This is a genomic window from Plebeiibacterium sediminum (genome assembly GCF_026013605.1).
Taxonomy (GTDB): Bacteria; Bacteroidota; Bacteroidia; order Bacteroidales; family Marinilabiliaceae; genus Saccharicrinis; species Saccharicrinis sediminus.
In genome coordinates, this window is record NZ_JAPDPJ010000001.1 from 140,300 (window position 1) to 152,540 (window position 12,241).

At 34.3% G+C, this 12,241-nt stretch carries 15 protein-coding genes and 1 tRNA gene; 14 read left to right on the forward strand and 2 right to left on the reverse strand.

Annotation, left to right across the window (positions count from 1 at the left end; translation table 11 throughout):
* Positions 1-12: 12 nt before the first annotated feature.
* From OM075_RS00590 to OM075_RS00655, 14 genes are all read left to right on the forward strand, one after another.
* Complete coding sequence (locus OM075_RS00590; protein WP_301188508.1) at positions 13-1,251, forward strand: hypothetical protein; 1,239 nt, start codon at positions 13-15, stop codon at positions 1,249-1,251.
* Entirely contained in the window at positions 1,251-1,505 is a 255-nt protein-coding gene (locus tag OM075_RS00595; RefSeq protein ID WP_301188509.1) for a hypothetical protein, read from the forward strand. The genes OM075_RS00590 and OM075_RS00595 overlap by 1 nt, the downstream gene beginning before the upstream one ends.
* On the forward strand, positions 1,505-2,965 hold the full coding sequence (locus tag OM075_RS00600) for a hypothetical protein (RefSeq protein WP_301188510.1): 1,461 nt from the start codon (positions 1,505-1,507) through the stop codon (positions 2,963-2,965). The genes OM075_RS00595 and OM075_RS00600 overlap by 1 nt, the downstream gene beginning before the upstream one ends.
* Before the next feature lie 10 nt (positions 2,966-2,975).
* Positions 2,976-3,197 (forward strand): hypothetical protein, encoded by a 222-nt coding sequence (locus OM075_RS00605; RefSeq protein WP_301188511.1) that lies wholly within the window; start codon positions 2,976-2,978, stop codon positions 3,195-3,197.
* A 2-nt stretch (positions 3,198-3,199) separates the two neighbouring features.
* The gene (locus OM075_RS00610) at positions 3,200-3,655 is read left to right on the forward strand and encodes a hypothetical protein (RefSeq protein WP_301188512.1); all 456 of its coding nucleotides are present in this window, start codon (positions 3,200-3,202) and stop codon (positions 3,653-3,655) included.
* A 1-nt stretch (position 3,656) separates the two neighbouring features.
* Positions 3,657-4,931, forward strand: a complete 1,275-nt coding sequence (locus tag OM075_RS00615; RefSeq protein WP_301188513.1) for a hypothetical protein — start codon at positions 3,657-3,659, stop codon at positions 4,929-4,931.
* 1 nt (position 4,932) lies between these two features.
* Positions 4,933-7,059: a hypothetical protein gene (locus tag OM075_RS00620; RefSeq protein WP_301188514.1), complete on the forward strand. Its 2,127-nt coding sequence runs from the start codon at positions 4,933-4,935 to the stop codon at positions 7,057-7,059.
* A 52-nt stretch (positions 7,060-7,111) separates the two neighbouring features.
* Positions 7,112-7,411, forward strand: coding sequence for a hypothetical protein (locus OM075_RS00625; RefSeq protein WP_301188515.1), 300 nt, complete (start codon positions 7,112-7,114; stop codon positions 7,409-7,411).
* Positions 7,392-7,838 carry a hypothetical protein gene (locus OM075_RS00630; protein ID WP_301188516.1) on the forward strand — a complete coding sequence of 149 codons (447 nt, stop codon included), beginning with the start codon at positions 7,392-7,394 and terminating at the stop codon, positions 7,836-7,838. Before OM075_RS00625 ends, OM075_RS00630 begins: the two co-directional genes overlap by 20 nt.
* 7 nt (positions 7,839-7,845) lie before the next feature.
* A complete protein-coding gene (locus OM075_RS00635) occupies positions 7,846-8,280 on the forward strand; it encodes a M15 family metallopeptidase domain-containing protein (protein WP_301188517.1) in 435 nt (144 codons plus the stop codon).
* A 165-nt stretch (positions 8,281-8,445) separates the two neighbouring features.
* Entirely contained in the window at positions 8,446-8,691 is a 246-nt protein-coding gene (locus OM075_RS00640; protein ID WP_301188518.1) for a hypothetical protein, read from the forward strand.
* A 4-nt stretch (positions 8,692-8,695) separates the two neighbouring features.
* Positions 8,696-9,340, forward strand: a complete 645-nt coding sequence (locus OM075_RS00645; protein WP_301188519.1) for a hypothetical protein — start codon at positions 8,696-8,698, stop codon at positions 9,338-9,340.
* Positions 9,341-9,524: 184 nt separating this feature from the next.
* Positions 9,525-9,896, forward strand: a complete 372-nt coding sequence (locus OM075_RS00650) for a hypothetical protein (RefSeq protein ID WP_301188520.1) — start codon at positions 9,525-9,527, stop codon at positions 9,894-9,896.
* 9 nt (positions 9,897-9,905) lie between these two features.
* Positions 9,906-10,565, forward strand: coding sequence for a YbjQ family protein (locus OM075_RS00655; protein WP_301188521.1), 660 nt, complete (start codon positions 9,906-9,908; stop codon positions 10,563-10,565).
* 277 nt (positions 10,566-10,842) lie between these two features.
* On the opposite strand, the gene OM075_RS00660 is transcribed toward OM075_RS00655, so the two are convergent.
* Together OM075_RS00660 and OM075_RS00665 are read right to left on the reverse strand one after the other, a co-directional pair.
* Positions 10,843-11,985 carry a tyrosine-type recombinase/integrase gene (locus tag OM075_RS00660; protein WP_301188522.1) on the reverse strand — a complete coding sequence of 381 codons (1,143 nt, stop codon included), beginning with the start codon at positions 11,983-11,985 and terminating at the stop codon, positions 10,843-10,845.
* A gap of 154 nt (positions 11,986-12,139) precedes the next feature.
* A tRNA-His gene (locus OM075_RS00665) sits at positions 12,140-12,215 on the reverse strand.
* Positions 12,216-12,241: the final 26 nt, after the last annotated feature.

Consider the following 12,241-nt stretch of genomic DNA (forward strand, 5'->3'; position numbering starts at 1 on the left):
AAAGCAATTCAAATGAGGCAATCATACGATAAAAACCTTAAAGATTTAAACAACCACCTTTGGAGTAATCTAATGAAACTCAATACTGGAGAAGTTGTAAAACAATTTCTTCTTAATTGGCTTGACTCCATAGCTAATGGTAAATTAAACGACGGTACCACTATTGAAGAAGCAATAGCCGAATTACGCTTAAATGGTGGTGGAGGAACTGGTGAAGGAAATATCTTTAGCCCTCAGTTTAAATTAATTGACGGTAAAATATATTGGGATCCGGCTTATTTCTTAGCCAAGTATCCAACTTCAAGTACCTACGAATATTTATTTGATCGTTTTACATCAACTTCCGGAGCTTCAGCTTTAACCGATGTTGGAGCAATTGGCAAATACAATTTTAATACAGTTGCATCCAGGTTAAGAATGGAATGTGATGTACGAATCACAAACAATACTGCTACCGATTTAACCGGTGTTGGTATTGGAATTGCTCAAGACTTCACTATAAGTTTTGGAAGCGAAGTAGCCATTGATCCTTTGTCTTCAGAATGGCAAACAGTTTCATTTGACTATCCACCTGCAGCTACTTTAACCGAGTTTAATAATGTTGTTATTGCTTTGCGGTCTTCTTCCGGTAATCTTGAAAGTATTAACGGATCTATTTTAGACGTTAAAAACGTAAAGATCTACGATGAAGAAAACAATCTTATAAAAGTTACCAGTGTTGCGGGTTATAACGCAACTTATTCTGAGGAACAGGAAGGTTCTGTTGTTGTAGAATCTGATTTAAAAGGCACTCGTGTACAAGGCTTAATATTAACCGGTGCAGGTGTTAAACCAACACTCCCCGCAAATGGTGTTAAACCAGGCGATACTGAATGGTTGGATACTGATATTTTACCTAATGAAATACTTGCTTTAAATATTACTGATGAAAAGTTTTATTACAATAATGGTACGGAGATAAAGGAGTTTACTGGAGGGGGAGATATTAAACGTCAGGAACGCTTCTCCCTAATTGGTCACACAGACATACCTACAGCATTTGAGGAAGCTGTAAATATTTCAAGTGTACCCAAATATTTAAACCTGTCAGGTATCAAACTAATTGACTTATCCGACAGTTCTGAGATAGCAATTCTTACGGCAGGTGCATTGGAAGAATTACCAATTACTGTTCCTGCAGGTGATTATAATTACTCTATCTCTTATGAAGAAGGCAAAGAATCAGGTGTTTTACTTATAAATTTTAGCTAATGTATCAAGTATCCGAAAATATATATTTCGATGAATCTTTATCCTTTAATGAGCAATCAGAAGAATTTATAAACTATGCTCAATCTGTATTCTCAACTATTGATTTTACAGATATGAGTAATATGCAAAGTGATAATACTTGCACTTGGACAGTTAAAAAGGATGGGTTAAGATTTATTGCAAAACGAAAGTTTATAAATTCTAAAATGTATACAGTAAAAGAACATTTGTTTAATGTAGAAATTATTGAATAATGGCAGGAATATATGTTGCGAATTACGGTAATGTAGAGAATGACGGATTGAGTTGGGAAACGCCTAAAAGAAGTATTCAAAGTGCATTTGATACATCGTTTAACCCAGTCTATGCTAAAGGTTTTTATAGAGAAGCATTGAATGGATATAGAAGTCTTATAGCAGTTGGTAAATTAGTTATTGATGGAACATTATTGAATAATGGTTTTATTAATTCTAGTAATGGTAATTTAATAAGTGGTGTAACTATACAAAATTTCATTGCAATACAAGTAGCAGGTAGCGTCAGAATAAAATTAGATAATTGTATAATACGAAATTTTGTAGACTTTAATTTTGTAGAAAATTCAACAACAAGAGGAATATTTAATTGTCTTATCGTTAATTGTAATAAGGTAACCTTACCATATGGTTCTATATTTCATAATAATAATGTAATATATAATACAGATTTGTCATTATTCCTATCATCATCAATTCCAGAATCTTTAGACACAATCTACAATATTATCTCTGAATGCAACGTAGCTATTGGTAAGAATCCAGTACAAATAAAATATTCTCTATTTCATAATTGCACTTTCAAGTTTACAGGAGGAGGAATTGGATCGGATGAAACTGAATATTCAATTCCAAACGGGGCGAATGATGCTGAAAAATTAGCCAACTTACGATCTAGATTAGCGGCTGTTTATGGAGGCTCTGCTTCTCAATATCTAATAGGATGCAAATATCAAACTGATGGTGATTTATTTATTAATCCAGATAAAGAAAACTTTTATTTAGTTCCAGGATGTACAGCTTCAAGAATGAGCTATGAAGGTGGCTGTATTGGGAAATATCCTGAAGGCTCTTTAGCTGATTTTGCAACTGACTTCGCCAGTTATTCGAATATTGATGCTAATGGTGATATTATTGACCAAACAGTAAATGCCACAGCAGAGACTAATATTTCTGATCTAGGCAAACTACGTCATATTAGTAGTTTAAAAGCATTGGGAGAGCGAGCTATCCGTAATGGTAATGAAATAAATATAAATGCAAATTTGGGTGCTGAAGTAGATCCAGGGACATTATTAATCGATGGAGCAACTTACATTGTTCGTACCGAAGCTATTTCTTTGACTGCCTCTGGCAAATCTCGTGATGTTGGAGAAACATTTATTGCTTCGGCAACTGACGGATTAGAGTTTACTTCTGATACTGGATACGTTCAACAATACATTTTCGATCTGGACAGGACCATTGAAATGAAAGTATCTAAGACAGATTCAGTACTATCTACAGCAGTTTGGATAAAACTTAAGCTTGATGAAATGCCAATGGTAAATTACGATGCAAACGGAGTGGTTCAGTATGGCAATGCTGATGATAACTATGATGAAGCCTCTGCCGAACGCATGTACATTCGTTATTGGAAAGCAAAAATAACAGTTCAGGCAAAGAATTTACCTGCTTAAATAAGCTATTATGTCAGACACAAGTAATTTACTAGGGCAGGTATTAGGATTAGGCCAAGAAAAAGAAGAGTTATTTGAAAATGAAACCAATCAGTTATTAGGTTTTGAAATTGGTCTAAACGGTGATTCAGAAAACTTATTCCCAGATGATAGTAAATTGTTAGGTGTCACTCTGGGGATAGAGGTAGCTCCTTTTATTAATCACAGTTCAGTATTTTTTGAAAAGAAATAATCATGGCACTACAATTCGTTAAAAACTTCTTCAACAAAATAGATCCTCAGGATATGTTTAAAACCGTAGCCTCAGGAGTTGACAAGGCTTTCTTTACCAACGAGGAAAGATCCGATATAAATAAAGAGATCTATTATGCACAATTGGAGTTTGCAAAAACCGAATCTAATGCAAATACGATCTCATCAAAAGCTCGCAGATCGTTGGCTTTTATGGTTGCAATTCCATTTATGCTATTTAAATCAATTGCATCCGGGCTTGCAATGTTTGGATATACTTCACAAGCAAATCAAGTTGATACCATTAACAACGGAATAGCTATTTATTTTGGGGGTATTATGACCTATTACTTTGGTATATACTTATATCAACAACACACAAAAAATCAAGCTGTTAAAAGACTGAGAAAAGTTTCAGATAAAATAGAAGCTAAACAACAATCCGAAACAAACGACTAACATGCAAACTGTATCCTCTGAAACTTCATTATACTTTGCCGGTAAAGAAAACCGTATTGAGTTTGAAGCCGTAATTAGCGAACCTGCTTACACTCCTGTAAAGCTTAATCTTTACGTTATGATGTGGGGAGGTACAACCGAAATTAAAAAGAGCCTTACTCCTACGCAATCCGGAACCGATTACAAAGCTACTTTCGACATTAACAATGTGCTTTCGGGTGAGCTTTTTACTTTGGTATCACAACGAGTTTATGCCTTTCCTGGAGATCCGGATGAGCCAATGATTGATCGCACCGATTTAATGATGCTCGACTTTTATTTGGATTGGAGCTATACTTATATCGATGATAATGGAGATGTTTATGAAGCCGGACGTACAGATAATGCAGCAGGAAACAAATACAAATGCATATATGGTGGTATAAGTCGTGTAATGCAATACTATTTACTAGGTGAAGAACTTACTTTTTTATCCTGGTTAAATAACGAAGATACTGCTCTTAAGTTTCTAAGTTGGATCCCAAATGAATTACCTATTCATCCATCGCAACCTTTACGTCTTTGGTTTTATAACGATAATAAGCTTGATGAAGTAAACCTTAAGCTAAAAGCCTATTTTTCTGATGGTACAGAAAGCTCCATTCGCAGCATTAGAACCTTAGCTGTTGAAAGTGGATTAATAGAGCTTGCTTGTGGACCACTCGAAATGAGAGTATCTACTATTGATATTACAAAAACAGTATCTCATTATGATGTTTGGCTTGAGAATTCAGACGGGACAATCAAAACAGAGGTCAAAACATTTGCCATTGACTACACTAATTACGAACGTAACGATGTGCTTTTCTTCCGCAATTCACTTGGAGTAAACGAGGTTATTTGGTGCCATGGTCGCAGATCAGAAAGTATTAAAACCACAACCGAAGAACGTACTCAACCATTAGCAGATAACTTGGTTGGTGATGGTCAAATACGAAGCTATAGAGCAACGCTTGAGTATCCTTTTGAAATGAATACCGGATACTTCCCAAAATCAATGCGTCATTATTTGGCCGACTTTTTAAGCGCAGGTGAAGCCAAACTTCCGGTTAAGTTTTTCAAGCTTCCGGTAATAGTTAAACCAGGTGAATTTGACTGGGGCAAAGATGGCGAGGATCTGTTTTCAGTTTCATTTAAAATTCAGGTGGCTCATATCGAAAACTTTTACAGTCCGGTGCCAGATGTAGAAAGCCCTTGGGGTGATTTCAATAACGACTTTAACGAAGACTTCTTTTAAAATGCTAAAACTTACTATATATCATTCAGGCAAAAGCTTCACAGCCCGATTAAGGAAGAATACTTCTATTCGCATAAAAGTTAAGAATCCTATGTTTGGCGATGCCGGTTTATTCTCTTACCTAATAAAAGTATACCGTGAAGAAAACGATCGAATCTTCAACTATGCCGCTTCGTTGGATTCTGTAGAAGAAGCAAAGCTTTCTTTTAAACTTGAAATTGGTACCGATGTTTTTGCCGAAGGTGATGTAAAAGTAACAGAGTCGAACGATAACGAAATAGAGTTTTATTTAAAAAGTGGGAATAGTTCTGTAAACTATTTCCTTAAAAACACCCTAATGAACCAAACCGAAATTTGGGGTAATCACGATAACTTATACACCGAAGAAAACACCTTAGAGGGATGCTTTCCTGAATTCAAAATAGTAGCTCCACCGATTGGCAATGCCGATGGAGTTGTATATAATTACTACGATTTTGCAAGCGTGCTGCATAACGATAACAAGTACCCTGCTGTATACGTTCGTCTGCTACTCAATAAATTAATAAGCGGATTAGGGTACACAAAAGAATCTGATTGTTTAAACGACATTGCAGATTTCAACCGTCTGGCATTATTCTCTCCAGTACATAAAAAAGGCGAATATCCAAACAGTAAAATAAGCTCGCTTTTACCGGCTGTTTCTCTATTGGATTGGGTAAGCGATTTTCGCACTCGTTTTAGTATTGCAGTGTTTTTTTCTCCTTACTTATACGATGCCGAAATATTAAACATTGCCGACTGTTTAAATCTGGATCCGGTTAACTGGACCAACAAATATAAATCTATAAGCAAGCTTGCTCCCCCGGCAGAAAAGCAATTGTATTTTTCTCACGATTCAGAAGAAAAGAATAATGTATTAGAGTACCAGGTATTAAAAGACAATTATGGTTATTATACTGTTGCAACCATGGCCGAAATGACTCAAGGCAATACTTATTATTTTGTTACCAGTCTCGATCGTTTTTTCTTTGGAGAAATAACTACTCCTGATTCATTAACCACAAACAATCCCGGATATCATTTTCGTAGCGATAATATTTCGTTTGGAGGTAAAACATACAAATCAATAGTTGAAGCTTACCTTTTCGATTATTCCGATACTATTGTAAACTCCGATACAACAGCCAACACGCTAAACTTAATTGATCAGTTTATGTATCCGCTTTGGGATGGTGAGCTTAATTATAGTTGGGGCTATAGTATAGATGCCAAAACAACAGCTGCAGCAAAGCTTGTTGTTAAACTTGTGGGTATAGATGAAGATGGTAATGAAACCGAATGTGGACACGATGAAGTTGATATCACATCTACATCATACATAAAAATAACTCGTAAACTAAGAGCTTCTGCCAGTGTAACACTTTCAAGCGAAACAAATGCAAATTACCGTTTAGCATTAAGATTCTATTGTAAAGCTGAAACTGCAGGTACCCAAATTACTATGCAGTATGGAGGTTTAGAATACGGTACAGGTGACGAATACGAATCGGAAGGATACATTAATCCACAAATGACAGAATTTAAAGAAGTGGGTATTATTGGAAATTTAACCTATGGAGATATTCCGGATAATGAAAAACCTACTAACTACAAACCAACCAGTAAGATTCCTGTAAATGATCTTTTTCAAATGAATCATTATTTGTTTGAGTTTCCTAAAACCAATATTGAACCCAAAGACCGTGACGAACAAACCGACTTTGAATACATTATCTATCGAGGTAAAAAAGCCGATATTCAACAAGGCATTAAATATGCAGGATATTGTAATGCGGATATTTTAGACCAGCTAAAAGAAGACTACACCAATAAACTGGAGACTCCTTTAGAGCCGCTTTTAAGTTTAGCATGGATAGGTGAAAAAGGGATATTAAACAAGCTCTGGAAAAACCGTTTACACTGGGAACGCTACTTTAAACGTGAAGCCAAAATAAATATGGAGCTATCCATTAACGACATTATGAATCATAAAATTTATATTCCTTTCTCCATTAAAGAAAATCATTTTATAATTGATGAATTAGATTTTGAATTGGATGAAATGGGCAATGTAAGTAACTGCCAAATTACACCTTACACTTTGTAATTGTCCTTTAAACACCTGTAAGATTAATACATCTTGCCATCAAAAAGGTAATATGGATAATCTTACAGTTCTTCAATGGATAATTCTAATAATTATTATCCTGGCAATACTCACAATAGCCACAGTTGGCTTAATTATTTTCTCAAGGTTTGGTAAACGTGTACTTGACAAACTACAGAGTCAGCATGATATTTTTACAAAATTCATGGATCACGCACGAAAAGATTCTGAAGCCATACGTCAGGAAGTATTTCGACATTCCGGAGCATTAGCCGAACACTCCAAAACCTTAAATAATCACTCCAAATTATTAACCGAATTACAAAAAAAACATGCTGAACAAAACTATTGAAGTACTGAATTTTATTGGTATGCCTCCCAAAATGGCTGTAACCTTATTAAGCATTATCATAGGCTTTTCTTTAGCTCTTGCAATCTTACCTCCTTATATGTTTATCAAAGACTTAAGTTCTAAGGTTGAAAACATGGAAACTAACGTGGTTCACAAAGTCGATTCACTTTTAACCATGGTAAATACGTTGGATGACACTCAACAGGTATTAATTGAATATACCATTGACAGCAGCAAAACAGCTGAGTACACCACAAATCAATTAGTTGAAATATTAAAGGAAGTTGCTCATGAGGAACGGGTAAAAATTATCATATCTGAAAAGAAAAAAGCCATTGATCAGTACCAACAGGATCACCTTCCTCATAACAGAGCCAAAATAGAACCTAAAAAGAAATTTATAATCGGTATTAAACCAATTAAATAACTTTATTATGCCACAATTCGGAACAACCTCACAAAGTCGTTTAAGTACTTGTCACCACGATTTACAGGTAATAATGGAAGAAGCAGTTAAATACTGTAATGTTGATTTTGGAATAGCTGAAGGTCACCGGTCCTTAAAATTACAACAACAATACTACCGTGAAGGTAAAAGCAAAATTAACGGTGTAAGCCAAAAAGGAAAGCACAACCTTATTCCATCAATGGCCGCTGATATTTACTTATGGATAAATAACAAAGCCAGTTGGAACGCTGAAACCCTCACATATGTAGCCGGATTTATTGAAGCTACAGCACGGCAGTTATACCGTAATGGAGTTATTAAGCACCTAATACGCTGGGGTGGCAACTGGGATAAAGACGGTGAGATTCTATCCGATCAGACCTTTGATGACAGACCCCATTTTGAGTTGTATTTACCGTGAAAAACAATTTAAGAACAAAGAAAACTCAAAAGATATTTAGTAAATTATATAAACGTTATTGTATATTTTTTATACATTTATTGTAATAATATAAAAAAAGATATATTTTTGCACCCACTTTTTAAGTAACACGAGTGTTACTAGTTGATATACAAATAACTACTTATGAGTCCAGTTTTTACTTTAAGCGAAGATGCAAAAAAAGCCGTGCAAAAAAGCACTGGTCTTACTGTGTCTGAAATTCAAAGCATGGAGGTTGGTAGAGTGGACAGAGCGATTGAAAAAAAAATCAAGAAGAAATTAACCCACAGAGTTCGTTATAAACACATGCACTCTAGAGGATCAATCTTCATGTTTCTTGGAAGACTACTTGATATCGATTACGTAGATAAAAAATTATCAAAGTTATAAGAGAATGAGTGATGAAGATTTTCAAGCATTATTGCGTGAAGCATATCAATCATACAATAATGTTGTAAAACCTCTTATAGCCGATATCGAAGTACGTCTTCAACAATTTCCGACACCAATTATAAATGAAATAAGGGCATTCAATGACCATATAGCAAGGTGTTATTTAGATGATGCTGATGAAGAATCCATCAGAGGTGATATCAAAAAAGCTGATGGACACATTCAACGCATAATGCTTGATTGCTACAAATACCTTGTTATGGCATTAAGTGATTTCGTTGAAAAATTTGAGAAACAAACCCGAAATGTTGACTTAACAAAAATAGACAACGGGGAGTTTTATATAAAATACAGAAATACAAAAAAGAAAGCAATCGATTTTGCAAGACAAGCAAAAAAAATTGAGTCAAGCAACAAAGAACAAGCATTTAACGACTTTCAAAATTCATATACTGAGTATGCGAAACTAGAGAGTATAATTGAAAAAAGTTTAACACATATAAATTGGGCAAGAAAAGGCTTTTGGTTGTTTGGATCATTCAAAGCCATTGCATGGATTCTTAGTGTTGTTATTGCATCATTATTGTCGATATTTGTATCTTGCGATTGGATAAGGTGTATGTTTATGAAATTCTTCTGTAATTAATAAAAAATATTTCCCCCTTATGTGAGACATCATAAGGCCGAAGCCCGTTTTTTTAAACAGGGCTTTTTTTATGCCATTAAGTTAAAGGTTGCTTTTAACCTGCCATACAACACAAACCCCTTTCGTATAACGTTAGGGGTTTTTTGTTATGTTTACTTTTCGTTTAACTATTAAAATATTAAAGATGGATTACTACTCAACCTCAAACAGTAATGAGTTAATTGAAATGGTCTCAGTTATTCAAGGAATTATTTCATTTATAATGATGATTGTATTCTTTGTGATGGCCAGTAATATAAGTAAAATAAAAAAACGATTAGGGGCTTCAATGTCAATTCAAACAATGGAGTTTGAAGCACAAAAAAATATTTTTATTGGAGATATAAAAAAGGCTACAGAATTATATCATATGCAAGCTTACAAACTAAGATATAGCATTAATCATACCGACAATGAAAAAAGAAAAGAGATCACTAGAATAGCTACTAAAATATCTGAAATTGGAGGTATTACTTCTAAAGAATTAATTAACTGGATTGAAAACAACTGTAAATAATAATATTATATGAGCAATTACGAAACCTGTCCCAATTGTGGCAAAGCAATAAAACCAGACGGTTTTAGATCAAATCCTATTATAAATGGAGCAAGTGCTGAGTATATAAACACATTAGTTGGAAAAGCAAGCCCCGCATTTTGTAAAAGCTGTTCAAAAGATTTGCTTTTTGAAGCCGATAGCAACTTTGAAAAAATAACTAAGGATAAAAAAGCATACATAAACAAAAATATTCATCGTATACCTATTATTACATCACACTCTCCCTACGGATGGCAATATGATTCTTTATCGATTGTTTCAGGACAAGTGGTTGTAGGTACTGGACCATTAAGTGAATTTACATCTTCATTCACCGATTTCTTTGGTGGTAATTCAAATTCTTTTTCCAAAAAATTAGCACAAGGAGAACAGGATTGCTTTGAGCAATTAAGAGCCAAAGCCGTTCATCTTGGAGGAAATGCTATTATTGCTACTGATATTGATTACGGAGAAGTTGGAGCGGCAACTAAAGGTATGCTCATGGTTTGTGCAGCCGGTACTGCAGTTAAGGTTAAAAACACAGATGTATTAAAGGAAGATGTTACCGTATTTGAAACTATTACTCAATACTCAAGTGAAATAAGATCTTTAACACATTTAAAAGAAAATATGGAGCGAGGAAATTAATTTTTTGTAGGATTTACTTATTAGTTACAACGATCAACTTATACAACACAAGCCATAGAGTTAGGTTTATGAGAATGGGATTGAATATGCCCCACCATTTTTGGTGGGGTTTTAGCATTAATCCTTATAATTTATTTTCATGAACAATTTAGTAATGTGTGTTGTATCCTGCACATTTAAAGAGGTGCAAAAATTAATTAAAACTAATGGTAACGATTTTGTTATTTCTCCGAGGGATAAGAGGCGGTTAAAAAAGTTACTACACCTTTTAAAAGCCTTAGATAATACTGGGCATCTTAGTTAAAATAGCCTTGTTAATATACAAACCTAAGCTTTTTAGGTAAGTATCCGTTTCTTCTAAACTGTAATGCCTTAATTGTAACTGCAGGCTTTTAATATCAACCCCCGATCGATAAGCATCAACCACACCAGTATGTTTCCAACTATACAGTGTGTGTTCACCCAAAAATTCAAAACGTTTTAAAATCTTTCTATGTCGGTCGCTCATGGTATTTTTACTAACCATTTGAGCAGTTTTTCCGGGGAATAAAAAACTGTTTGAGGTTTTGCCTTTTAGCAGTTCATTTAATGCAGGTTTAAAAGATGGAGGTATCGTTACAAATGCATCCTTTTTATTTTTACTCTTGCGCCCATCAATGAAAATTCGGTTATCTTCAAGCTGAATATTATAAACTTGTAATTGTCGTATTTCATTTGGGCGCATAAAAGTGTAATAAATAAACTGAACAAATAAATAAAGTTCATTATCTAAAACCTTAATTGTATTAATTAAAGTTTTCTTTTCCTCACCACGATATGCGATATTACGATGAGATACAACTTCCTTTCGTTTCTTTATACCAGAAAATGGATTCTCAGTTAAACATTCCTCACGCTCCATCAAATCGTTAAAAACAGCACACAAAGCCTCTCTATAATTATTTAATGTTGTCGGACTTTTACCATCTTTGGCTTTTTCATCAAGATAATTGGTAACATCCCTCTTTGTAACTTCGGTTAAAAGTAAAGTATGGTGATAAGTGTTTTGTATCCATTCTAAAAAAATAGATACCTTACTATTATAGCTATTATATGTAGCCTTACTATACTCGCTCTTTTTTATCTCCAGTAGATTATATACGGCATCATTTAAAGTTGGCACCTTATGTTCTTTTGGCTGCTCTACTCCTACAACATAACCTTCCTCTAGCATTGCATTAATTTCTTTAATAAAATTTCGTGCAAACCTTCTTCTGGATGAAGCATCCGGTTGTTTATTTACTTCATAATCATATTTAGTTTGAATACAATTTTTTGATACATTAAATACACCAAAAGTAATGTACCAACGTTTGTTCATGTCACCTTTTCTGTCTTTTAAAACAGCAAGTTTGTAGGGGTATTTATTTCTATTTAACATCGATTTTAAATTTTATAAAAACGTGTCAGTTAGAAAGCCAGTAAAATAAAGGGATACAGAGGTCTCTATGAGTATAAAAACCGTGTCAAAACCGTGTCAGGATGTTAAATAAAAAGGGTAAGTATCATTTTATTAGACACTTACCCTTTATTTTGGGTGGAAGACCGGTCTCGAACCGGCGACCTCCGGAACCACAATCCGGCGCTCTAACCAACTGAGCTACAACCACCATTTCTGCTAAAAGCGATGCAAAGAT